The 21,703-nt window shown below is 64.5% G+C and carries 18 protein-coding genes and 1 pseudogene; 9 read left to right on the top strand and 10 right to left on the bottom strand.

From position 1 onward, the window contains the following. Nucleotides 1-168: 168 nt before the first annotated feature. Nucleotides 169-1,260, top strand: a complete 1,092-nt coding sequence (locus FAZ97_RS33380; protein ID WP_158763021.1) for an HPP family protein — start codon at nucleotides 169-171, stop codon at nucleotides 1,258-1,260. Between the two features lie 17 nt (nucleotides 1,261-1,277). Here the strand turns inward: FAZ97_RS33380 and FAZ97_RS33375 are convergent, their stop codons facing one another. Continuing rightward, nucleotides 1,278-2,276 (bottom strand): sodium:calcium antiporter, encoded by a 999-nt coding sequence (locus FAZ97_RS33375; RefSeq protein WP_158763020.1) that lies wholly within the window; start codon nucleotides 2,274-2,276, stop codon nucleotides 1,278-1,280. A 365-nt stretch (nucleotides 2,277-2,641) separates the two neighbouring features. After that, on the bottom strand, nucleotides 2,642-3,814 hold the full coding sequence (locus FAZ97_RS33370) for a porin (protein ID WP_158763019.1): 1,173 nt from the start codon (nucleotides 3,812-3,814) through the stop codon (nucleotides 2,642-2,644). A gap of 448 nt (nucleotides 3,815-4,262) precedes the next feature. Between FAZ97_RS33370 and FAZ97_RS33365 the strand changes: the two genes are divergently transcribed. Both FAZ97_RS33365 and FAZ97_RS33360 read left to right on the top strand, forming a co-directional pair. Next, nucleotides 4,263-4,493 (top strand): DUF4148 domain-containing protein, encoded by a 231-nt coding sequence (locus FAZ97_RS33365; RefSeq protein WP_233271948.1) that lies wholly within the window; start codon nucleotides 4,263-4,265, stop codon nucleotides 4,491-4,493. A 332-nt stretch (nucleotides 4,494-4,825) separates the two neighbouring features. After that, entirely contained in the window at nucleotides 4,826-5,098 is a 273-nt protein-coding gene (locus FAZ97_RS33360; RefSeq protein WP_158763018.1) for a hypothetical protein, read from the top strand. Between the two features lie 115 nt (nucleotides 5,099-5,213). Here FAZ97_RS33360 and FAZ97_RS33355 read toward each other — a convergent pair whose 3' ends face one another. Then, nucleotides 5,214-5,600 (bottom strand): DnaB-like helicase N-terminal domain-containing protein, encoded by a 387-nt coding sequence (locus FAZ97_RS33355; protein WP_158763017.1) that lies wholly within the window; start codon nucleotides 5,598-5,600, stop codon nucleotides 5,214-5,216. Between the two features lie 294 nt (nucleotides 5,601-5,894). Here FAZ97_RS33355 and FAZ97_RS33350 point away from each other — a divergent pair, with 294 nt between their 5' ends. The 3 genes from FAZ97_RS33350 to ugpB all read left to right on the top strand — a co-directional run bounded on the left by FAZ97_RS33350 (nucleotide 5,895) and on the right by ugpB (nucleotide 8,600). Next, complete coding sequence (locus FAZ97_RS33350) at nucleotides 5,895-6,578, top strand: class I SAM-dependent methyltransferase (protein WP_158763016.1); 684 nt, start codon at nucleotides 5,895-5,897, stop codon at nucleotides 6,576-6,578. Between the two features lie 62 nt (nucleotides 6,579-6,640). Further along, on the top strand, nucleotides 6,641-7,039 hold the full coding sequence (locus FAZ97_RS33345; RefSeq protein WP_158763384.1) for a VOC family protein: 399 nt from the start codon (nucleotides 6,641-6,643) through the stop codon (nucleotides 7,037-7,039). Between the two features lie 268 nt (nucleotides 7,040-7,307). Further along, entirely contained in the window at nucleotides 7,308-8,600 is a 1,293-nt protein-coding gene (gene ugpB / locus FAZ97_RS33340; protein WP_158763383.1) for a sn-glycerol-3-phosphate ABC transporter substrate-binding protein UgpB, read from the top strand. A 220-nt stretch (nucleotides 8,601-8,820) separates the two neighbouring features. On the opposite strand, the gene FAZ97_RS33335 is transcribed toward ugpB, so the two are convergent. Next, the gene (locus FAZ97_RS33335; protein ID WP_233271947.1) at nucleotides 8,821-9,600 is read right to left on the bottom strand and encodes a TolC family protein; all 780 of its coding nucleotides are present in this window, start codon (nucleotides 9,598-9,600) and stop codon (nucleotides 8,821-8,823) included. A 26-nt stretch (nucleotides 9,601-9,626) separates the two neighbouring features. Next, nucleotides 9,627-9,776, bottom strand: a pseudogene (locus tag FAZ97_RS35900) (efflux RND transporter permease subunit); the annotation flags it as partial. A 559-nt stretch (nucleotides 9,777-10,335) separates the two neighbouring features. Here FAZ97_RS35900 and FAZ97_RS33325 point away from each other — a divergent pair. Then, the gene (locus tag FAZ97_RS33325; RefSeq protein ID WP_158763382.1) at nucleotides 10,336-10,926 is read left to right on the top strand and encodes a substrate binding domain-containing protein; all 591 of its coding nucleotides are present in this window, start codon (nucleotides 10,336-10,338) and stop codon (nucleotides 10,924-10,926) included. Between the two features lie 158 nt (nucleotides 10,927-11,084). Here FAZ97_RS33325 and FAZ97_RS33320 read toward each other — a convergent pair whose 3' ends face one another. Further along, on the bottom strand, nucleotides 11,085-12,941 hold the full coding sequence (locus FAZ97_RS33320; protein ID WP_158763381.1) for an acyl-CoA dehydrogenase: 1,857 nt from the start codon (nucleotides 12,939-12,941) through the stop codon (nucleotides 11,085-11,087). Nucleotides 12,942-13,351: 410 nt separating this feature from the next. Here FAZ97_RS33320 and FAZ97_RS35740 point away from each other — a divergent pair, with 410 nt between their 5' ends. Together FAZ97_RS35740 and FAZ97_RS33310 are read left to right on the top strand one after the other, a co-directional pair. Beyond that, nucleotides 13,352-14,818, top strand: coding sequence for a methyl-accepting chemotaxis protein (locus FAZ97_RS35740; RefSeq protein ID WP_158763014.1), 1,467 nt, complete (start codon nucleotides 13,352-13,354; stop codon nucleotides 14,816-14,818). A gap of 55 nt (nucleotides 14,819-14,873) precedes the next feature. Beyond that, on the top strand, nucleotides 14,874-16,982 hold the full coding sequence (locus FAZ97_RS33310) for a putative bifunctional diguanylate cyclase/phosphodiesterase (RefSeq protein WP_199272238.1): 2,109 nt from the start codon (nucleotides 14,874-14,876) through the stop codon (nucleotides 16,980-16,982). On the opposite strand, the gene FAZ97_RS33305 is transcribed toward FAZ97_RS33310, so the two are convergent. The 4 genes from FAZ97_RS33305 to FAZ97_RS33290 are packed head-to-tail and all read right to left on the bottom strand — an operon-like array spanning nucleotide 16,979 to nucleotide 21,607. Further along, nucleotides 16,979-18,001: a CaiB/BaiF CoA transferase family protein gene (locus FAZ97_RS33305; RefSeq protein ID WP_158763012.1), complete on the bottom strand. Its 1,023-nt coding sequence runs from the start codon at nucleotides 17,999-18,001 to the stop codon at nucleotides 16,979-16,981. The two genes, FAZ97_RS33310 and FAZ97_RS33305, sit on opposite strands and share 4 nt — an antisense overlap. A gap of 35 nt (nucleotides 18,002-18,036) precedes the next feature. Further along, complete coding sequence (locus FAZ97_RS33300; protein ID WP_158763011.1) at nucleotides 18,037-19,167, bottom strand: acyl-CoA dehydrogenase family protein; 1,131 nt, start codon at nucleotides 19,165-19,167, stop codon at nucleotides 18,037-18,039. A gap of 41 nt (nucleotides 19,168-19,208) precedes the next feature. After that, nucleotides 19,209-20,756, bottom strand: coding sequence for an acyl-CoA synthetase (locus FAZ97_RS33295; RefSeq protein ID WP_158763010.1), 1,548 nt, complete (start codon nucleotides 20,754-20,756; stop codon nucleotides 19,209-19,211). Beyond that, nucleotides 20,735-21,607 carry an IclR family transcriptional regulator gene (locus tag FAZ97_RS33290; RefSeq protein ID WP_158763009.1) on the bottom strand — a complete coding sequence of 291 codons (873 nt, stop codon included), beginning with the start codon at nucleotides 21,605-21,607 and terminating at the stop codon, nucleotides 20,735-20,737. The genes FAZ97_RS33295 and FAZ97_RS33290 overlap by 22 nt, the downstream gene beginning before the upstream one ends. Nucleotides 21,608-21,703: the final 96 nt, after the last annotated feature.

The following is a 21,703-nucleotide window of genomic DNA, read 5'->3' as shown; positions in this document are numbered from 1 at the left end:
TGAGCGCAGCCCCTTCTCATGCGTCCGGAAGGAGCGCGTGGATCGGGTGCAAACGGCGCATCCCAAACATGCATACAGAATGAACTATATATACGCACAGAAATATCAATTGTTGATATTCGGCGCGCGTCGGTAATCTGGCTGACATACCGACCAGCAAGCCCCGCTATGACCCGCGCCGCACTCATCGACTGGCTGACGAGTTTCGTGCCCACCCCGGCTGCGCCGCAATGGCGCGAGCGGTTGAGGCGCTGTGGCGGGGCGTTGATCGGCATCGCGTTCACGGGGCTCGCAACCCACCTGGTGTTCGGCGCGGCGGGCGATATCCCGCTGCTTGTGGCGCCCATGGGGGCCTCCGCGGTGCTGCTCTTCGGCGCGTCGGACAGTCCGCTTGCCCAGCCGTGGTCGATTCTTGGCGGCAACTTCGTCTCTGCGCTGGTCGGCGTGGCGTGCGCGCAATGGATCGCGTCGCCCATCACGGCGGCCTCCGTCGCCATAGCGCTCGCGATCTGCGCGATGTTTCTATGCCGCTGCGTGCATCCGCCTTCAGGTGCGGTCGCGCTGACTGCCGTGCTTGGCGGTCCCGCTGTCCACGCGCTCGGCTTTCACTTTGTGCTGGCGCCGATCGCGTTCCAGTCTTTCGCCTTGCTCGGCGCTGCGCTCGCCTTCCACGCGCTGACCGGGCACCGCTATCCGCGCGCCGCGTTTCGTCCGGTGCCGCAGGCCGTTGCCGTGCCGCTTGCCGCGCTATCGCATCTTCGACTGGAACCGCTGGATGTTCCACAAAGATCATTCGAACAACTAACGTGTGAGGAAATCATGTCGATTGGCTGTCCCGCCGTGCCCGCGACAATGGGTGCGCGGGCGGCGCACGACATGTTCCGCCGCCACGGTGCTTCGACGCTGCCCGTAGTCGACGCGATGGACCGCGTGGTTGGCGTCGTCACGCATCATGCGCTCGGCGATCTCGTGCCGGCGGCCGGCATCGAGCGATTCTGGAACACGTTGCGTCGCGCGGTGTTGCGCGAGTCGGCGCGGGTGGAAGAAACGGTCGAGGCGGTGATGGCGGCGGGCGTGCATGCTGTCCATCGGGCCACGCCGCTCGCGCATCTGGTGCCGATTTTCATCGAACACGCTTACCACGATATTCCCGTGATGGACGATGCGCGGCGGCTCGTCGGCGTGGTCAAGCATTCCGACATGATCCGCTGGCTCCATCACCATACGGGCGTTGCCGAGGCCGCCGCAGCGGCGGCCTGAGGTTGCTCGGAACCGCATCAAACCACGAACAGCAACGCCGCGAACACCACATAGAGCCAGCCGACATGCGTGAGTTGACGGCTGCGCACCTTCGGCGCACGAAACGCCCACTGCAGGAACAGAATGGCAACCATGGTCGTCACGGCCGCGAGAATCGAAGGCGTGCCGAGATGCCACGGCGTGAAGAAGAGGCCGAACGCCGTGGGAATCGTGGCCTGAATCATCATCGCACCGCTGATGTTTGCCAGCGCGAGGCGCTCCTTGCCCTGACGCACCCAGATGATCGCGTTCATGATCTCGGGCAGTTCCGTGGCGATGGGGCTGAACAACACGGCGGTCAACTGCGGGCTCAGACCGAGCCATGGCCCAACTGCGCTGATCTGCTGCACGAACAGATGCGAGGCCCCGAAGATCACTGCGAGCGCACCCAGCGTCTGCAGCACGATCCACACCATGGCCGGATTCTCGTCATGCGGGCGCAGCTTCAGCGGTTCGAGATCGCCTTCCACTTCGCCGCTGTCTTCGGCGGAAAGCTCCTTCCAGCAGTAGAACGCGTAGGCCGCGAGAAACGCGATCCCCAGCAGCGGCTTGAAGCGGAACAGCACGAGCCCGAGCGCGATCTTCGCCACGAAGATCGCGAGGAACCAGAGCTGGTCGCGGCGCAGGCGGCGCGTATTGACATCGACGGTGGCAGCGCGCTCGCGGCCCACGCGCTTCGCGGTGGCGAGCAGTGCGACGCCCACTACGGCATAGGCGATCGTGCTGAGCGCGAGCGGGCCGCCAATCGCGGCGCCCACGCCAATTTCCTTGTGTGCAGGATCCCCGCCGAAAGCGACCGCAACGAGCGTGACCACGCTCTCGGGCAACGCCGTGCCGAACGCGGCGAGGATCGTGCCGGTGGCGGTCTGCGTGATCTTGAGCTTTTGACCGAGCCACTCGACGCTATTGACGAAGGTCTCGCAAGACAAATAGATGATGCCGGCCGAGGCAACGAGCAGGGCGAACGTCAAGATCATGACGAACGCTCCGTGGCGCAAATGAGAAGGTGATGCGGGGCGAGACGAGTCATTGGTATTGCCGTAGTGTGCGAGCCGGGCACCGAAACCATGACGCTTCCCTTCGCCCGGCCCGGGTGAAAGGGAAAACGTCATAGGTCTCGTCAGGCCGCGCAGTTCAGCGATTCGTTGCAGCGCTTCGCTGCAGCAACTCGCAATACGGCTGCCGACGCCATGGTGCAGGGGGCACCAATTATGTTGACGACGGCGCAACGCCCAGGTTGGCGCTGCAGACTACTCCCCTAAGACAGGCGGCGATTATAGCCGAAGTTCGTGGCGGCGAGCGATTTTCAGCGCGCTCGCCGCGCGCAATGCGGATCAGAACATCAGAACTTGTGGCGCAGGCCGACCATCGCCATGGCCTGCTTGTCGTTGCTCGCATCGTTGCCGAAGTCGCCGAACGAGGCGACCGCGTTGACGAGCTCGCCCGTCTCGGCGTCGATGGTCTTGCCCGACGCCTTCTGGTAGCCCGCGAGCACGTAGATGTCGGTGCGTTTGGAGAGGAAGTAGTCGCCGCCCAGGCTGAACTGGTTATAGCTCGCGTCGACGCCGTTGCCATGACCCTTCGTGTAGTTGTAGCCGAAGCCGACGAGCGCAACCGGCGTGACCTGATAGTTGACGAAGGCCTGACCCGTGTTGAACTTCGTGTTGCTGTTCGCGCCGGCCGCGCTCTGATAGTTCGCGTACTCGACGTTGCTGTACGCGAGGCCTGCCGTCACCGGCCCGTACGTGTAATCGCCGGCCGCACGAATGATCTGCAGCGAGTTCGCGGAGACGAAGCCGCCCGTGATGGCGGTGGAATCCACGTTGACATCGGTGTTCGGATTCAGGCCGTCGAACGTCGCGACCGTGCCGCCGTTGCTGTTGGCCTTGAAGTAGCCCGCGCCGAAGCCGAACGGACCGTGGTTGTACGCGGCCGCCACGGCCCACGTCTGGCCCGCGCCGGTGCTGCCGGGCTGGCCGCCGAACGCGTACATCGCGCTCATTTGCAGGCCGCCGAAATTAGGGCTCGCGTACTTGATCGAGTTGCTGGTGCGGTAGCTGTTGTCGTAGTTGTCCATGTCGCCCGGTGTGGCGAACGCGGAACCGAATGCACCGTCGTTGGTGAGCGGCTGCAGCAAGTCGATGAGCGGATCGTACTGGCGGCCGAGCGTGACGGCGCCGGCGGTGCTCGAATTCAGGCCGACCATCGCCGTGCGGCCGAAGAGGCGGCCGCCCTGGTTCTGCTTGCCGTTGTCGATATTGAAGCCGCTCTCGAGCTTGAAGATCGCCGAAAGCCCGTTGCCGAGATCCTCAGTGCCACGCAGGCCCCAGAGGTTCGGCGACAGATTGCCGGACATCATCTGGAACGTGCCGCCCGAACCGTTCTTGCCTTGCTGGTTGCCGAACCAGGCAACGGAGGTGTCGAGCGAGCCGTAGAGCGTCACGCTGCTTTGCGCGTGGGCGAGGGAAGCGAAGGATGCCAGCGTAAAGGCGGCGGCGAGAGCTTTTTTTTTCATTGAATGGTCTTCGTTGATGAGTGGCATTAGATGAGAGTGAATTCGCGGCGCGCGAAGGCATACGAAGGCGCGATGCGGCAGGCGGCCCGAAATTCAGCGGCGATTATGCGTAACGCCCTGCATGGACGAATTCGAAAAACGGAAAGACTGAGTTTCAGAAAGCGCATGAGCGCCAATGCGCCGCCAGTTCGGCTTCACAAGGCTGCGACGTACCCTGGCGTTGTTTTTTTGCGGCGGTTTTTCGATTGATCAGAATACCTAAATAAATATCGAAGCCGGGATTGGTATGGCACCGATTAAACATTTCTTCATTTTCGTGCGGGTGTTTGGCGAAAGTCGTGCCTCTATCCTTGCCTCACGAGTCGCAACCCGATTCGACGCCGAAGCGCGCAACGCATCCGGCCCTGACCGATGACCCCGGCCCGCGAGGCCGCACAGGAGAAACGAGGTGAAACTATTCAAGCGCGGCGCATGCGCCGCAATCATGCTGTCGATATCGGCGCTCGCCCACGCACAGGCGGCGAGCGCACCGCAAGCGCCCGCACAGCAGCTGACGAGCGCACAAGTCCCGCAGGCCGACGCGCCGGTCACACGCGCTCAGGTGCGCCACGAACTCGTGCATGCCGAGCGCGACGGGCAGATCCAGACGCTCGATCGAACGCTGTACGCGCATCACTGACGCCGGTCGCGCGTTTGCGTCGCGGCGAAGCAGGCCGCGCGTCGTGACGCAACCTCGCATCGCGGCCAGTCAATGTCGGTTTATTCCATCTCATTCATGAAATCACGCGTTCTTTCCTATGTGTTGCGCGCCGCGCTGTACGTTACGGTCGCCGCGGCCTTCTCCGGATGCGCGAGCCTGCATCCGCAGCCCAACGGCCCAGGCGATTGCGTCGGGCCCGCTGGCTTCTGTGTGCCGTTCTTTGGCTCGTAGTTTCCCCTTGGGGAATGTGTCTTGCGAACCGGCTCGCGCGCCGGCCGATTTCAAACCGGAGGTGGGATAGGCTCACGCTCTTGAAGGGGCGTAAGGACCGGTTCGGGCGGCGTCGCGCCAGCCAGGGCGGCGCGTGCAAGGCGCGCGACGGATTGCAGAGCGGCCTCTGGATTGGGCGCTGGCGTTTCTGCAATGGTCAGGACCAGGTCCAGCACTTCACGTGCGCGCGCAAGATCGTGCAGCGCACGGGCGCGGACCCGGTCGGCATGAAAGACGCGCGCTTTGCGCTCGCGCGGGCTCATGGCGCGATCTTCCATTCGACAGTGGGCCGCCGCCATACTCGCCTGTCGTGACGGGAACAACGCGTGACGGGTTCACACCAACGCCTGACGTATGGCCGCCGGAGGTTCACGCGGCTGAAAGCGACGAGTCCTTCGGGCTTCTGGAACGATACGGGGTCGGCCAAGTTCACTTGCCCCTACGCTTCGCTTCGGTTTGCACTTCGGCTTCGCGCTGGTTGCAGAGCGCGTCGAGGAAAGCCGCAAGCGCTTCAATGCGGTCCTTCGAAAAATACGGATCGCTTCCCACGAGCCATGCGAGATACTCGGCAATGTCCCGCATGCCGCATCCGCAATCTTCGTTGCGTATCGACGCAAGCATCGCGGCTGGATCGGGCGCGACATGCGCATTCAGAAGCTCGCACGCATGCTGGAAGATGCGTCCGTGCAGGTCGTGAGCGAAGTCTTTGGCGCGCAACGAGCGCCAGTCAAATTGCGCGAGGGGGTACCCGAGCAGAATGGAGCGCAACACGAGTTGTTCGCCGCGCGTGCGTGCATCATCTTCGAAGCGGATCATGGTTTCCTCAATTCGTTCAGTCCCGCTGGCCATGGCAGTCGAGCGGGAATCTGGAGTCGATGAATCAGTGACATGAACGCATTACGCGGTATTTCAATGCGGCAATTTAAAAAATCTTTAATGCTGTCGGTTAATCCTGACATATTGAGGAATACGTATTTATGTGGATTACAAATGAATAACATCGCGCCCCGAGTGTGACTCGGGCAATGGTGTCGGGTCGCCTTGGGTCTTCGAGCGCGCATAATAGGTGTTGGCGCGGCGCACTCACAACGCGCGCATACAAGGAGGCCCATGAACCGCGAAACCTGTACCGACGCTGAGATCCTCGCATCCTGGCAGCGCAACGCGACGCCATGGATCGCCGCCGTGCGCGGCGGCGAGATTGCGAGCCGTCGTCTCGCGACGGACGCAGCGGTGCTCGACGCCGTGCTTGCGTGTTCGCCGCGCAGCGTGATCGATCTCGGCTGCGGCGAAGGCTGGCTCGCGCTGGCGCTCGCGCGCCGCGGCATCGCGGTGACAGGCGTGGACGCGGTGTCCGAACTCGTGGAGGCCGCGCGTGAGGCGGGGCTCGCGGACTGCCGTCTGCTTACCTACGAGCAGATCGCGCAGGGTGCGCTGGACCGACGCGCCGATGTGGTCGTGTGCAATTTTTCGCTCATTGGCGCGACCTGCGTCGACGATCTGCTGCGCGCGGTGCCCGCGTTGCTCGAGCCGCAAGGCACGCTTATCGTGCAGACGCTGCATCCGCTCATGGCATGCGGCGATGAACCTTACGTCGATCGCTGGCGCGCCGGATCGTGGGCCGGATTCAGCACTGCGTTTCGCGACGCGCCGCCGTGGTACTTTCGCACGCTGGAAAGCTGGATCGCGTTGCTCGATGCGAGCGGCCTCGCCCTGCGCGCGCTGCGCGAGCCGCTCGATCCGCGCAGCGGCAAGCCGGCTTCAGTGCTGTTCGTGGCGCAACGGCGCGGCTGACAGCGCCGCCCCAGAACAGGGTCACAAACGCGGCCGAAAACGAGGAGGCAGAGACGATGGCAATGATTTCTCACGTCTACATCGGCGTGAACGATTTTGAGCGGGCATTGGCGTTCTATTCCCCGATCATGCAGGCGCTGGGCTTCGTGCAGAAGTTCCGCGAGCCCGAGTACCCGTGGGCGGGCTGGATGGAACCGGGCGTGCCGCGCCCGCTCTTCCTGGTGGGCCGGCCGTGGGACGGCAACGCCGCGCAGCCCGGCAACGGCCAGATGATCGCGTTGCTTGCGCCTTCGCGCGCGGCAGTCGACGCCGCTTACGCCGCCGCGCTCGCGCATGGCGGCTCCGACGACGGCGCACCGGGCCTGCGCCCTCACTATCACCCGAACTACTACGGCGCGTACGTTCGCGATCCTGAAGGCAACAAGCTCTGCGTCTGCTGCCACGATCCGGCGGCCGACTGACACGCCGGCGCACGCGCCATCACACGGGCGTCCCATTCGCTGTGCTACCCTTGCCCTGCCTTGGGCCGAGGGTGCCGTGCGCGCGCCTGAACGACCGCCGGTGGGCGGCCCGGTGTATCGAAGTCGAAAATCGAAGTCCTGAGCCAAAGTCCCGAGCCGCGTTTTATCGCGCGTAGCCGCCGGGACAACGATCAATAACAGGAAGAAGACCCAGATGAAAAAGCACGAGACACAACGCGCAGGTTCGCGTGGCCGCTTGCGCACGCTGATGGCCGCCGTGGTGCTGGCCGGCGGCGCGCAAGCGGCGCACGCCGCCACCGAAATCCAGTTCTGGCATGCGATGGAGTCCGAACTCGGCCAGCGGGTGAATGAGATCGCTCAGCAGTTCAACGCGTCGCAGAGCGAATACAAGATCGTGCCCGTCTTCAAGGGCACTTACGACCAGACGCTCGCTGCCGGCATCGCGGCCTATCGCAGCGGCGACGCGCCCGCCATCCTGCAGGTGTACGAAGTCGGCACCGCGACGATGATGAACGCGAAGAAGGCCGTGCTGCCCGTATACGACGTGATGAAGACCGCCGGCGTGCCCCTCGACGAGAAGGGCTTCGTGCCGACTATCGCGAGTTACTACAGCGACGCGAAGACCGGCCATCTCGTGTCGATGCCATTCAACAGTTCGACTCCCGTGCTCTACTACAACCGCGACGCCTTCAAGAAGGCCGGCCTTCCCGACGCGCCGCCGAAGACCTGGCCTGAAGTCGCTGCGGCTGCCGCGAAGCTCAAGGCTTCGGGCATGAGCTGCGGCTTCACCACGGGTTGGCAGGGCTGGATCCAGATCGAGAATTACAGCGCATGGCATGGTGCGCCGATCGCGACGCGCAACAACGGCTTCGACGGCCTCGACGCGCAGCTCGAAATCAACAAGCCGCTGCAGGTCGCGCATATCGCCTTCCTGCAGGACATGGCGAAGCAGGGCACGTTTACGTACGTCGGGCGCAAGGATGAGGCCAATGCCAAGTTCTATAGCGGGGACTGCGGGATCATGATGGGGTCGTCCGGTGCGCTCGCGAACGTCCAGCAATATGCAAAGTTCAAGTTCGGCACCGGCATGATGCCGTATGACCCGAGCGTGAAGGGTGCGCCGCAGAACGCCATCATCGGCGGGGCGAGCCTGTGGGTGCTGGGCGGCAAGAATCCCGAGGTCTACAAGGGCGTGGCGAAGTTCCTCGCGTATCTGAGCTCGCCGGCCGTGGCCGCCAAATGGCATCAGGACACGGGCTATCTGCCGGTGACGAAGGCTGCCTACGAACTCACGCAGCAGCAGGGCTTCTACACATCTCACCCGGGCGCCGACACGGCCACGAAGCAGATGCTCAACAAGCCACCGCTGCCGTGGACCAAGGGCCTGCGCCTTGGCAACATGCCGCAGATCCGCACGATCGTCGACGAGGAACTCGAACAGGTGTGGACGGGCGCCAAGACGCCGCAACAGGCGCTCGACTCGGCCAATTCGCGCGGCAACGAGTTGCTCAGGCGTTTCGAGCAGCAGGCGGCGAACTGACGCTTGTGCGCTCGCGAGGTGAAATGATGTGATGCGGCGCCTTCGCACGAGGCGTCGCGCAGCGCCCCAAACGGCGGATTTCAGTCCCGTCTTTTGGGGCGCCTCGCTTTTCGGCGCGGCGTCAGACTGCCGCGCCGCCGTGACTACGACGGTTTCGCGTCGCCTTTCGCAGTGGGAGGCGCAGGCGGATTCCAGCCGTAGCCCAGCGCCTTGTACAGGTTCACGATTTCGGCGAGCTGCTGATCCAGAAGCCGTGACTGCTGCAACTGCGCATTGAAGAGACTGCGCTCTGCGTCGAGCACTTCCAGATAGCTCGTGTAGCCGCCTTCATAGAGGTCGCGACAGCCCCGCACTCCGTAAGCGCGCTCACCTGTCGCGTGGTCGCGTCGAGCTGATCGCGCGTGCGTGCTGTGCCGACCAGCGCGTTCTCGACATCGGCGAATGCCTGCTGGATCGTCTTTTCGTAGCTGAAGAGCGCCTCCTGCTGCGCCGCCTCGGCCTGATGCACGGACCCCGCGATCGCGCCGCCCTTGAAGATGGGTTGCGTGAGCGCGCCAGCGAACGACCAGACGCGAGCAGGCCCCGTCCAGAGCCCGGAAAGCGCCGTGCTCGCCGCGCCGAACATGCCGGTAAGCGAGATGTCGGGGAAGTACTGCGCGCGCGCCGCGCCGATCGACGCGTTCGCCGCAACGAGCGCTTGCTCGGCCTGGAGAACGTCGGGGCGGCGCTCGAGCAAGGTGGAGGGCAAGCCCGAGGGAATGGCCGGTGCGCTCAGCGCGGTGATCGCCTTGCCGCGTGGAATCGGGCCATGATTCTGGCCGAGCAGCAGCGAAATCGCGTCTTCCTGCTGTGCGATCTGCTGCTGGATGCTGAACACCGAAGCTTGAGCCGACTCTCCCTGGCTCAACTGCACCTTCGACACGACGCCGCCGGCAAAGCGTTCCTCGAACAGATCGAGCGACCCTTTGCGGCTCGCGAGCGTGGCCTGCGCGATCTGCAACTGGTTGTCGTAGTCGCGCAGTTGCAGAGCGTCATGTCGCCTGTCGACGAACTCGACGAGTTCATGTACATCATGTTGTCCGCGCCGTTGACCTGCTGCTCGATCGGAGTGGCCACGTTCTGCGCGACGACGTCGGCGTTCGCACCCGGGTAGCTCGTGCTCACGGTGACCTGCGGCCGGTGCATGACGACGCGTTTGCCGTCTGCGTCGAAGACCTGCGGCCAGCCATGCCGGGCGGTAGAGTGCGTTGGACTGTCCGCTTGCTTTTCCACCAGATTCCACGCGCGCGCAGTGATGGCGAGCAGTGACGCCCAGGCTGCTTTCCGCTTTATCGCCGAGTCTTGCGCTTGTAAGTTCGTAGTCCTCGTCGAATTAGAAATCATGATGCAAATCGGGATAGTTGGAAGGAGTGCTAACGCGTACGTGCAGGCGCCGGCATTGCGCAAGCGGGCAGCGAAAGGGAGAAAGGCGAACGGAGGGCGGCCCCAGGCCGCCGCCCACTCGCCGCATCACGCTGGGGCCGCAGGGCTTATTCCGTGATTCCTGTATCGGGATCGGAATTGGCGGCTTGGTATGCGCGAACGAAATATAAAATCTATTTGTTAATTTAACTACAGAGAAACGCGAATTTAATATTCGCGTTAGATGAATAAAAAGAAGAAAAATGATGTTCTATCGCGCGGTTGGCTGAAATGCCCCGGCTATATCTCTAATTAATCCAGTCATTTATTCCAACTGCTCCACCGCAATGTCGATCTCGTCGAGGATGGCTTCGACGTCGGCATTCTCACGTCGCGTCAGGTGAGCAGCGGCTCGCTGGTCAGACGGCCGCTCGCTTCATTGCGACCGGTCGTGGTCGCATCGCCAGGCTACCTTGAATCGTATGGCTTGCCCGTCACGCCGGCGGAGCTGCCGCTACGCGGGTTCCTTGCACCTTCGCGAGCGATTCACGGGCGTGAGTGGTGTTTCGTCAACGCACACGGAGAGGAGGAGACGATCGGCATCGACCCGCGCTGCACGGTCAACGACATGATCATGTTGCGCCAGCTGGCGCTGGTGCATATGGGGCTTGCGATCCTGCCCGAAGCCTATGTGAAGGACGACATCGAGAATCGTCTGCTCGTGCCGGTGCTGCGCGAGTACGAAATCCGCGAAGGCGCCAAGGAGTTGGCGCTCGTCTATCCCGGAAGGCGGCATGTTTCAGCGAAGGTGCGGACTTTCGTCGATCTGGCGCTCGAGTATTTCGAGGCAACCCTTGCTTCGACGGTCGACACCGCAATCGCAGACCACTCGCTTCAGCGGGCGCACGTTCACGGCGAGCCGTGATGCTCAGGGCGCGCGTCCCGCGCGACGGGCGACGTGCAACCGGAAAAGGCCCGCGAGTCGAGAGGCAACTGCCTTCATGCGCTCTCGTGCGGGAAAGCTGGCGGCCGCAGGGGGCCACTGAATCCCCCTGAGCCGCGCATGCGAGAGCACTCGTTGCTTCAGAACCAGGCGTCCTGCATGTCGAGCGTCGTGCGATCGAGCGAAGCCAGCAGGTCGAACTGCGCGCCCGTTTTCGGAAGTTCCCACGCGAAGAAATAAGCGGCCGCTGCAAGCTTGCCGCGATAGAAGTCCGCCTCCTCACCGCTTGTTCCTGTGTGCGCGGCGAGCGCCGTGCGCGCCACGAGCGCCTGTTCGAGCCACACCCAGGCCATGACCACGTGGCCGAACGCTTCCAGGTACACCGAAGCATTGGCGAGCGTCGCCGCCGGGTCGCCTGCCGCCCACAACTGCCGCGTGACTTGCGTGAGCCGCGCGAGTGCGGCCGCGAGCGCGCGGGCGTTGGCGGCGTCGTCGGCGGCGCCCGAAGCGTGCGCGCGCTCGAGCGTAGCCTGCACGCGCTCCACAAAGAGCTTGAGCGCCGCGCCGTCCTTGATCACGACCTTGCGGCCGAGCAGATCGAGCCCCTGAATCCCGTGCGTGCCTTCGTGAATCGGATTGAGACGGTTGTCGCGATAGAACTGCTCGACGTTGTATTCGCGGGTGTAGCCATAACCGCCGTGCACCTGAATGGCGAGATCGTTGGCGGCGAGACACCATTGCGAGGGCCAGCTCTTCGCGATGGGGGTGAGCAGGTCGAGCAGCAGCGAGAGCGGTTCGCGCTCGGCGGCGCTGGCCGCGTTCGCTTCGTCCACGAGTTTGGCGCACCAGAGGTTGAGCGCGAGCGCGCCTTCCACATAGCTCTTTTGCGCGAGCAACATGCGGCGCACGTCGGCGTGCTCGACCAGCCTTACCTGGGGCGAAGCCGGGTCCTTGCCCGCGGCGCCCAACGGGCGCCCTTGCGGACGATTGCGCGCGTAATCGAGCGCGTGCAGATAGCCGGTATAGCCGAGCATCGTTGCGCCGAGCCCCACGCCGATGCGCGCCTCGTTCATCATGTGGAACATGTATGCGAGCCCGTGATGAGGCTCGCCCACGAGATAACCGATCGCGCCGGCCCGGCCGCCCGGCGTGTATTGCGTGCCTTCGCCGAAATTCAGCAGGCAGTTTGTCGTGCCGCGATAGCCCATCTTGTGATTGAGACCTGCGAGCACGACGTCGTTGTGCTCGCCGCGCGAGCCGTCCTCGTTCACGAGGTACTTGGGCACGACAAAAAGCGAGATGCCCTTGACGCCTGGAATGAGCTTGCCGTCGGGCCCGGGAATCTTGGCGAGCACGAGGTGCACGATGTTCTCGGAAAGCTCATGCTCGCCGCCCGAGATCCACATCTTGTTGCCGCGCAGACGATATTGCGCGCCGAGCGGCGAATCGCATTCGAAGTCGGCGCGCGTGGCGACATCCGAAAGCGAGGAGCCCGCCTGCGGCTCGGAAAGGCACATCGTGCCGAAATAGCGGCCTTCCAGTTCGGGGCGCACGAAGGTGTCGATCTGTTTGGCGCTGCCGTGCGCGAGCAACAGGTTCGCGTTGCCGATGGTGAGGAACGGATAGGCGCTCGTGCCCACGTTCGCACCCTTGAACCACGCGAAACCCGCCTTCTCGACGACGAGCGGCAACTGCATGCCGCCGTATTCATAGTCCTGGCCCGCGGCCATCAAGCCCGCGTCGCTGAATGCCTTCAACGCCGTCTTCACTTCGGGAATGATCGTGACCGTCTCGCCGTCGAAGTGCGGCTCATGCTGATCGTTCGTCTTGTTGTGTGGCGCGAAGAGGTCGGTGGCGATCTTCTCGCAGGTGTCGAGCGCGGCGTCGAAGGTCTCGCGCGAGTGGTCGGCGTAGCGCCCGATGCGGGTGAGGCTTTCGACATCGAGCCATTCGTAGAGCAGGAAGTTCAGATCGCGGCGGGAAAGGATCAGCGACATGGCGGAACGGTCTCGCATCATGGGGGAGAAGTTCAGGAGCCTACCTAAAATAGAACGATCGTGCTATTGGTAATTTCTCCTGCCGGAAGGCGCCGAAGCGATGGCCTGACGGCATTCACCCTGCGCAATCCAATGTGTTTTCATTCCTTGCGAAAAATTAAAATAGGACCGTAACGCTGCAAACGTTTGCAAATGCTTGTGCTGCAAAGGGTTTCCTGAAGTTTCACTGGTCGCTGCCGTAAACTCGTTCGCGGGTCCCGATTATCTTGCCGAGCCCGCCAAACGAGTCGCGCCGACGCCATGACGACGGCCCTTTTTGCAGCCGGATTCCATCACGCGCACGAAGGTCCACCAGCCGCCGCCGCTTTAACGCCCACCTGCAACCTTATATCCTCATCAAAGTGTCGCTCATGCTGGCAGATTCGCCGGGTCGCACGCAGCCGCTTCGACCGTCCGGCTCGCAACAGCGCGTGGCCATTCGTGCGCTCGACGACGTCGCGCGCGCCGCCGACGCGGTGATGTATTCCACGCTCGTGATCTCCGCGCTTGCGGCGGTGCTGATCGGCTTCGTTTATTACGAACCGCAGCTTGCGCTCGTGGGCGCCGCGCTGTTCCTCGGTATCGGCAGCTTCGTGTTTTTCTGCGCGCGCGGCACGGCGCTTTCGCGCGTCGTGCTCACGCTCGCCAACGCCGCGCTTGTCGCGCTGCATATCCAGGCGGCGCATGGCGTGACCGAGTTCCATTTCGGCGTGTTCGTGCTGCTCGGTCTCCTGCTCGTCTATCGCGACTGGCGACCGATCGTGCTCGCCGCGGGATTCTTCGCCGTGCATCACCTCGCATTCGACCGGCTGCAGGCGCTCAACTTTGCCGTGTACTGCACGCGCGAGGCGAACCTGCCGCGCGTGCTGCTGCATGCCGCCTACGTGGTCGCGCAAACCGCCGTCGAAATCGTGCTTGCGCACCGTCTGCGCGTGGCGGCCATCGAGGCGGCGGAATTGTCGGACATCGTGCGCAGCGTCGTGCGCGGGCGCGAGGTGTGCCTCGCGGTAGACGGCATGCCGGCCAGCGCCCCGACGGCGGTCGCGCTCAAAGGGGCGATCGCCCAGATGGCGCGCGCCATGCAGGAGGTGAGCACGAGCACCGTACACGTGGAGCAGGCCGCACTCGAAATCGCGCAAGGCAATGCGAACCTGAGCGCGCGCACCGAGCACCAGGCGGGCAGCCTGGAAGAGACGGTTGCCTCGATGGACGTTTTCACGCGTACGGTCAAGGCGAGCGCGGAGCACGCGCGCGAGGCGAGCGCATTCGCCCGCGAAGCGTCGACGGTCGCGCAGGCAGGCGACGACGTCGTCGCGCGCATGACCACGACGATGGGCGCCATCGAAGCCTCGGCCAAGCGCATCTTCGAGATCGTCGACGTGATCGAGGGCATCGCGTTCCAGACCAACATTCTCGCGCTCAATGCGGCCGTGGAAGCCGCGCGCGCGGGCGAGCAGGGACGCGGCTTCGCCGTGGTCGCCGGCGAAGTGCGCAGCCTCGCGCAGCGCGCCGCGGCCGCCGCGCGCGAGATCCAGCAGCTCGTGGAGAACTCGGCGAACGAGGTCGGCGCGGGTACGCAACTCGCCGGCGAGGCGCGCGCCGCGATGGAAGGCGTGGTGCGCAGCATCGGCCGCGCGGCCGACATCATGGGCGAGATCACGGCGTCGAGCCACGAGCAGGCGCAGGGCATCGAGCAGGTCAACGCCATGGTCGCGCAGATGGACGACACCACGCGCCGCAACGCCGCGTTGGTGAACGAAGCGGCCGCCGCCTCGTCGTCGCTGCACGCGACGAGCGCGAAGTTGCGAGAGGTGCTCGGCCTCGTCGCATTGTCGTGATAATGTCGTGCGACGCCCGGGGTGAACGCGTGGTGAACAAGGAGACTTTCCCGTGATGAGCGTAGTGGGCTGCATCGTCTACAAGCACAATCTGTGGCTCGTTGTCGTCGCGCTGCTGATTTGCGCCGCGGGCTCGTGGGTCGCCGCGCGGCTCGTCTTGCGCGCGTTCGCCACGCATTCGCTGCAGCGCCTCGGCTGGTCGTTCATCGCGGCCGTGGTCGCCGCCGCCGATATCTGGTGCACACACTTCATCGCCATGCTCGGCTTCGAGCCGGGCGTGCCGATCTCCTTCGATCCCGTGCTGACCATCACGTCGCTGCTCATCGCGCTCGTGGGCAGCTTCGCCGGGTTTCTGGTCGCCACGAGCCGGGTCGCGAACCGTCTCACGCGCGCGGCGCCCGCGCTGGGCGGTGCGATCGTCGGGCTGGCGGTCGCGCTCATGCATTACGCGGGCATGCTCGCGTATCGCGTGCAAGGCATCGTGATCTGGAATCGCCTGGGGATCGCCTTGTCGATCGTATTCGCGGTCGCGATCAGCGCGCTTGCGCTGCATCTTGCCGGCGTGGGGGCGAGGCGCCCGCAGGAGAACGCGGCCAGTGCGCGGGCGAACGCCGACGCCTGCGCTCGCGTCGTGGCGGGCGTGCTCGCGCTTGCCATCGCCGCGCTGCACTTCACCGGCATGTCCGCGTTCCAGGTCGTGCCGATGCCGATCGACGGCCACTTCTCGAATCCCGCCGCGCTGCAGGCGCTCGCGCTCGCCGTGGCGTGCATGGCGCTCGTGATCGCGGGCGCGGGCTGCGTGAGCTTTCTGCTCGACGACAGCGTGCGCGCCGAATCCGTCGAGCATCTGCGCACGATGGCGATGAGCGACATGCTCACGGGCCTGCCCAATCGCGCGAGCTTCAACGTACGCATCGACGCCGAACTGGCGCGCACGCAGGACACGCGCAAGCTCGCGCTCGTCGGCATCGACCTGAACCGCTTCAAGGAAATCAACGACCTGCACGGCCATCACGCCGGCGACGAAGTGCTGCGCATTCTTGCGCGGCGTCTTTCGAGCCTGATGCGCGAAGGCGAGTTCATTGCGCGCGTGGGCGGCGACGAGTTCGTGGCGCTGACGCGCTTCGCCTCGCGCGAGGAACTCGGCGATCTGCTCTCGCGCCTCGAAGCCGCGCTCTACCGGCCCGTGCGTTACGACGACGCCGAAGTGCTTTCGGGTGCGAGCCTTGGCGTCGCGATCTATCCCGACGACGCCACCACGAAGACAGTGCTCATCAACAACGCCGACCTCGCCATGTACCGCGCGAAGGCGGATCTCTCGCAGTCGGTGTGCTTCTACGAGCCGGCGATGGATGAGATCGCGCGGGCGCGCCGCTCGCTCACGCACGACTTGCGCGAGGCGCTCGCGCGCGGGCAGTTGAGCGTGCACTACCAGGTGCAGACCTCGATCGCTACGGGTGACATTTGCGGCTACGAAGCGCTGCTGCGCTGGGAGCATCCGCGGCTTGGCTTCATTTCGCCCGCCGAATTCATTCCGCTTGCCGAAGAGAACGGCCTCATTCTCGGCATTGGCGCGTGGGTGCTGCGCGAGGCGTGCACGCGCGCCGTTTCATGGTCGCCGCCTTACAAGGTGGCTGTGAACCTTTCGCCGGTGCAGCTCTCGCACGCCGATTTGCCGAAGCTCGTCGAGACCGTGCTCGTCGAGACCGGCCTCGCGCCCGAACGCCTCGAGCTCGAACTGACCGAGACGGCCATTTTCGCGGACCGCGAGCGCTCGCTCGACGTGCTGCAGCGGATCAAGGCCATCGGCGTGAGTATCGCGCTGGACGACTTCGGCACCGGCTATTCGTCGCTCGACACGCTGCGCTCGTTCCCATTCGACAAGATCAAGCTCGATCAGTCCTTCGTGGGCGAGGCGGAGTCGAACCGGCAGGCCACCGCGATCATTCGCGCGGTGCTCGCGCTCGGCAAGAGCCTTGGCATTCCGGTGCTGGCCGAGGGTATCGAAACCGAGGCGCAACTCACGCTGCTCGCCGACGAAGGCTGCGACGAAGTGCAGGGCTATTTGCTCGGCCGCCCGGCGCCGCTCAGCCATATCGTTGCGACCGGCCAGCTTTCATTGCTGGCCGACGAGAAAGAAAAGCTCGGCGAGGTGCGAGGCTAAGCGCCCTCGCCATCGTAGCTCACGAAGCGCGGCGCACATTGCGGCTGCCACGCGCCGTCACTCTGCGCGAATGCGCTGCGCGCGATGTTGTGCGCGTCGAGCGGCGCTTCTGCAAGACTCAGCACAGGCGTGACGCACGCATCGCTGCCTTCGAACACCGCGGTCCATTCGTCGCGCGTGCGCGTGCCGATTGTCTGGGCAATGCGTGCCTGTATGCGCTGCCAGTTCGCGCGGTCGCGTTGCGGCAGTGCCAGCAGGTCTTCCGCGCCGATCCCCTTCATGAACGCTGCATAGAACTGCGGCTCGATGCAACCCACGGCGATATAACGGTTGTCCGCGCAACGATACGTACGATAAAACGGCGCGCCGCCGTCGAGCAGGTTTGTGCCGCGTTCGTCTTGCCAGTGCCCCGCTGCGTAGAAGCCGTACATCATGCTCATGAGCATGGCTGCGCCGTCGGTCATCGCGGCGTCGACCACGCAGCCAACGCCCGTCGATCGTGCGCGCAGAATCGCGGCCACCACGCCGAAGGCGAGCAGCATGCCGCCGCCGCCGAAGTCGCCGACCAGATTGAGCGGCACCACGGGCTCGCCGGCTGCGAGACCCACCGCATGCAGCGCCCCCGAGATCGCGATGTAGTTGATGTCGTGGCCCGCCGTGTGCGCGAGCGGTCCGGTTTGGCCCCACCCGGTCATACGGCCGTAGACGAGCGAGGCGCGACGCGTGTGGCACGCTTGCGGGCCGAGCCCTAGCCGCTCCATCACGCCGGGACGAAAGCCTTCGATCAACGCATCGGCGCTCGCGATCAGGTCGAGTGCGCGGGCAACGTCGTCGTGGCGCTTGAGGTCGAGCGCGACGTGTTCGCGCCCGCGCGCAAGCGGTCCCGTTGGCTCGCTCCCGCCCTCGCGGCCGATGCAGATCACGCGCGCGCCCATTTGCGCGAGCAGCATGCCGCAGAATGGCGCGGGGCCGAGCCCCGCGAATTCCACGACCGTAACGCCTTCCAAAGGCTTGATCATGTGTGCTTTCCTGCAGCTTCCTGGATAACGCGCCTTTACAGCGTGCGCGCGATGATTTCCTTCATGATCTCGTCGGTGCCGCCGTAGATGCGCATGACACGCGCATCCACCCACGCGGTGCCCACCACGTACTCGGACATGTAGCCATAGCCGCCGTGCAACTGCAGGAATTCGTCGAGCAACTGGTTCTGCAGTTCGGTGGCGTTGAGCTTCGCCATGGCGGCGTCTACGGGCGAAAGCTCGCGCCGCAGGTGCCGCGCAATGCAGTCATCGACATAGATGCGCACCATTTCCGCCTTCGCACGCGCATGCGCGAGCTTGAAGCGCGCGTTCTGGAAGTCGAAGATGGCCTGGCCGAATACCTTGCGATCGCGCGTATAGCGAATCGTGCGCTCGAGCATGCCCTCGATCGACGCGGCTGCACGCACCGCAATGACGAGCCGCTCCTGCGCCAGTTCGCGCATGAGGTACGAGAACCCCTGGTTTTCCTCACCGAGCCGCTGCGCGATGGGAACGCGCACGTCCTCGAAGAATAGCTCGGAGGTGTCCTGCGCGCGCAGGCCGATCTTGTCGAGCTTGCGGCCCTTGCTGAAGCCGGGCGTGCCTTCCTCGACCACGATCAGCGAAACGCCCTTGCCGCCCAGCTCGGGCGCGGTCTTGCAGACCACGACCACGAGGCTGGCATTCTGGCCATTCGTAATGAAGGTCTTCTGGCCATTGATGACGTAATGGTCGCCGTCTTTACGCGCGGTAGTGCGCACCGACTTGAGATCGCTGCCCGTGCCGGGTTCGGTCATGGCGATGGCGCCGATATGCTCGCCGCGCGCGAGCTTCGGCAGCCACGCGCGCTTTTGCGCTTCGGTGCCGTACGCGAAGAGATACGGCGCGACGATATCCGAATGCAGCGGAAAGCCAATGCCGCTCGCGTTCACGCGCGCGAGCTCCTCGATCATGATGGCCGCGTGGCCGAAGTCGCCGCCGCCGCCGCCATACTCTTCAGGAATCGTGCAGCACAGCAGGCCTTCCTCACCCGCGCGCCGCCATACCGACTTCGGCACGATGCCTTCTTGTTCCCATTGATGATGAAACGGTACGATTTCGCGTTCGATAAAGCGCCGGGCCTGCTCGCGAAAGATTTCGTGATCGTCGCGGAATACGCTGCGCATACTTGGTGTCTCCAGTCTCTTTGGTAATTTCGTTATCCGTATCAAACTGCCGGCTGCCGGTAGCGCTCCTTCAGAATGCGTCGTAGCAGCTTGCCGTTGTCATGGCGCGGCAACGCCTCCTCGAATTCGATCGAGCGCGGCACTTTGATATGCGAAAGGCGCTCCCGGCAAAACGCCATCAATTCCTCGGCGAGTTGCGGGCTGGCGGCGTCGCGCTCGCGCGGTTGCACGACCGCCTTCACGGCCTCGCCGAACTCGGGGTGCGGCACGCCGATCACGGCGGCGTCGGCCACGGCGGGATGCTCCGCGAGCACGTTCTCGATCTCCTGCGGATACACGTTCACACCGCCGCTGATGATGAGGTCCACGCGCCGGTCGCTCAGGTACAAATAGCCTTCTGCATCGACATGGCCGATGTCGCCGTAAGTCGCCCAGCCGTGGCGGTTATAGACGCTGCGCGTCTTCACCGGATCGTTGTGGTACTCGAAGGAGGGGCCGCCTTCGAAAAACACGCGGCCGATTTCACCCGCGGGAAGTTCGTGATCCTCATCATCGATGATATGGATCTGTCCATATTTCGAGCGCCCCACCGAGCCGCGATGTGCGAGCCATTCGTCCGAGTCGATCGCCGTGAGGCCCACGCTTTCCGAGCCTGCGTAGTACTCGTAGATCACCGGACCGAACCACGCGATCATCTGCTCCTTGATATGCGGCGGGCACGGCGCGGCGGCGTGAATCGCCACGCGCAGGCTGCTGACGTCGTAGCGCGCGCGCGTGGTCTCGGGCAGGTTCAGCAGGCGGATGAACATCGTCGGCACCCACTGGCTGTGCGTGACGCGGTAGCGCGTGACGGCGTCGAGCGCGGCCTCGGCGTCGAACTTCTGCAGCACGATCGCTCGGCCTCCCGTATGCAGCATGCGCATGAGGTAACGCAGCGGTGCGGCGTGGTAGAGCGGCGCGGTGCTCAGGTAGACGGAGTCGGCGGTAAAGCCAAAGGTCTTTCGCCACGCCGCCGTTTCGGTGTCGTCGGCGTCGCGCTGCTCGAACGGCACGAGCGGCTTGCGGATGCCCTTGGGCAGACCGGTCGTGCCCGACGAATAAAGAAAGTCGCGACCGCGCGGCAAAGGCGGCAGCGGCGCGCCTGGATCGACATCGGCCAGCGCCGTTTCGAGCGAGGCGAAGCCAGGCAGCGCCTCGGAAGCGCCCGCAACGAAGCAGGCTACGCCCTGTGCCGCGCCCTCGGCCACGAGCGTCGCAGCGAGTTCATGCATGGCATTTGACACGATCAGCACGCGCGCGCCGCAGTCCTCGAGGACGTGCGCGGCCTCGCGTGTTTTCAACTGAATGCTGATGGGGGTGTAGTAGAGGCCGGCGCGTTCGGCGCCGATGGCGATAACGGCGAGCGCCGGATGATTCTCGAATAGCAGCGCAATGCCGTCGCCGGGTTGCAGGCCGAGGCCGAGGAGCCAGTGCGCGATACGGTCCGCGCGTTCGTTCAGCTCCCTGTAGGTGATGCTCTGGTTGAGTGCGGGGAAGCACAGGGCTTCCCGCGTGGGTGCTGCTACAGCTAGTTCGCGGACACGCTCCACGGTCTCGTCTCCATGTCATGCGCGGCCCCAGTCATGCTGCCGAGCGCTGCCTCCACGCGCCTGACGAGCGACATCAGCCGAGGGGCGATGTCGTCGGTCAACTGGTTGCCGCTGATGTTGAAAACTGCAATCGAACAGCTAAAAACCCAATACTCGTCGTCGATCGGGGCGGACAGCGGAATCGCCACCGAATGAATCTCGCGCTGCATGTCGCCGTGCGAGATCGTGCAACCGTGCGCGCGCAACTCCTGCTGCGCCTGTGCGAGGCGCTGCGCGAGCAACTCGCCCTTCGCGGGGTCGCGCGCGAGCGTTTCCTGCAGGTACCGCTCGCGCTCGGCTCCCGGCACCGTCCACAGATACGCGCGCCCCGACGCCGTGCGCGAAAGCGAGAGCCGCGTGCCCGTTTCCGAGCGGTACACCGCGCTGCCTTCGCCCTGAATCACTTCGGCGTACGCCATGTTCAGGCGGTAGCCCACCGCGAGCGTGACCTGGCCGTGGCAGTAGTCGGCCAGCTCCTGCATCATCGGCCGCGCGATCTGCCGGATCGTCATGCGGCCCAGCGCCGGGGCGGCAAGGCTAAGCATCTCCGTGCCGAGCACATACTTCGAAATGCGCTCCGAATAGCGCAGCAGGCCGAACTCCGCGAGCGTGTTGATGAGCCGCAGCGCCGTGGGCTTGGGCAAGCCCGTGCGCTCGACCAGATCGCGCGCCGACAGCTCCGCGTCGCCCATCGAAAAGCACTGCAGGATCCGGATGCCGCGCGCGAGCGCGCTCACGAGCTGCGAGTCGGGCTGTGAATCGGGCTGTGAATCGGCGGCGTCGTCGGTGCGGGAGTTGGCCTGGTCGTTCATTTCGGGTCCTTCTTCGGGGTAAGGGTGCGGCGCGCCGATGTGGCCCGCGGCAAACCCCGGATTCTAGCTTTCTGCTGCTTACCGGAACAATTTTTT

Source organism: Paraburkholderia acidiphila (genome assembly GCF_009789655.1).
Taxonomy (GTDB): Bacteria; Pseudomonadota; Gammaproteobacteria; order Burkholderiales; family Burkholderiaceae; genus Paraburkholderia; species Paraburkholderia acidiphila.
Note: the sequence above shows the minus strand (reverse complement) of the source record. Positions and strands in the feature narration are given on the sequence as shown.

Bases quoted from the DNA above. Each gene is read 5' to 3' on its own strand.
- FAZ97_RS33300 (WP_158763011.1), bottom strand. From the start codon at position 19,167: ATGCGCAGCGTATTCCGCGACGATCACGAAATCTTTCGCGAGCAGGCC.
- FAZ97_RS33290 (WP_158763009.1), bottom strand. From the start codon at position 21,607: ATGAACGACCAGGCCAACTCCCGCACCGACGACGCCGCCGATTCACAG.
- FAZ97_RS35740 (WP_158763014.1), top strand. From the start codon at position 13,352: ATGCTGGCAGATTCGCCGGGTCGCACGCAGCCGCTTCGACCGTCCGGC.
- FAZ97_RS33305 (WP_158763012.1), bottom strand. From the start codon at position 18,001: ATGATCAAGCCTTTGGAAGGCGTTACGGTCGTGGAATTCGCGGGGCTC.
- FAZ97_RS33380 (WP_158763021.1), top strand. From the start codon at position 169: ATGACCCGCGCCGCACTCATCGACTGGCTGACGAGTTTCGTGCCCACC.
- FAZ97_RS33310 (WP_199272238.1), top strand. From the start codon at position 14,874: ATGAGCGTAGTGGGCTGCATCGTCTACAAGCACAATCTGTGGCTCGTT.
- FAZ97_RS33350 (WP_158763016.1), top strand. From the start codon at position 5,895: ATGAACCGCGAAACCTGTACCGACGCTGAGATCCTCGCATCCTGGCAG.
- FAZ97_RS33345 (WP_158763384.1), top strand. From the start codon at position 6,641: ATGATTTCTCACGTCTACATCGGCGTGAACGATTTTGAGCGGGCATTG.
- FAZ97_RS33370 (WP_158763019.1), bottom strand. From the start codon at position 3,814: ATGAAAAAAAAAGCTCTCGCCGCCGCCTTTACGCTGGCATCCTTCGCT.
- FAZ97_RS33375 (WP_158763020.1), bottom strand. From the start codon at position 2,276: ATGATCTTGACGTTCGCCCTGCTCGTTGCCTCGGCCGGCATCATCTAT.
- FAZ97_RS33355 (WP_158763017.1), bottom strand. From the start codon at position 5,600: ATGATCCGCTTCGAAGATGATGCACGCACGCGCGGCGAACAACTCGTG.
- ugpB (WP_158763383.1), top strand. From the start codon at position 7,308: ATGGCCGCCGTGGTGCTGGCCGGCGGCGCGCAAGCGGCGCACGCCGCC.
- FAZ97_RS33320 (WP_158763381.1), bottom strand. From the start codon at position 12,941: ATGTCGCTGATCCTTTCCCGCCGCGATCTGAACTTCCTGCTCTACGAA.